This is a genomic window from Undibacterium sp. MH2W (assembly GCF_049340215.1).
Classification (GTDB): Bacteria; Pseudomonadota; Gammaproteobacteria; order Burkholderiales; family Burkholderiaceae_D; genus Undibacterium.
This window is the reverse complement of record NZ_JBMPPA010000033.1, coordinates 1-288: the sequence shown is the minus strand read 5'-3', so window position 1 is coordinate 288 and position 288 is coordinate 1. Positions and strand designations below refer to the sequence as shown.

Annotated in this window: 1 protein-coding gene; it reads right to left on the bottom strand. The window is 51.0% G+C overall.

Annotation, left to right across the window (positions count from 1 at the left end):
- The coding region (locus tag ACO0K2_RS19735) for a hypothetical protein (protein WP_423021769.1) at positions 1-288 on the bottom strand (288 nt) is incomplete at both ends.

The window sequence follows — 288 nt, the reverse complement described above, 5'->3', positions numbered from 1 at the left end:
CTACTGCCGTTCCTGTGTAATTCAGTGTTTGGCCATTGACCCCGGTGATGTTGACCTGACCTGACGTTAAGCTCGTTGTACTATCGTAGGTCTTGGTGGCATTGATCGTCGCGATCGCACGATCAATGTTCAGCGTGCCATTCGTGACAATGATATTACTGTAGTTGCTGTTGCTACCGCTGACTATGTTGGTATAGGTGCCAGCATTAGTACCTATCGCACCACTAGCGGTAAAGCCGCTGATGTTGGCCGCTGTATCAGAACCGACGAGTCCTGTGGCGGTGAAGC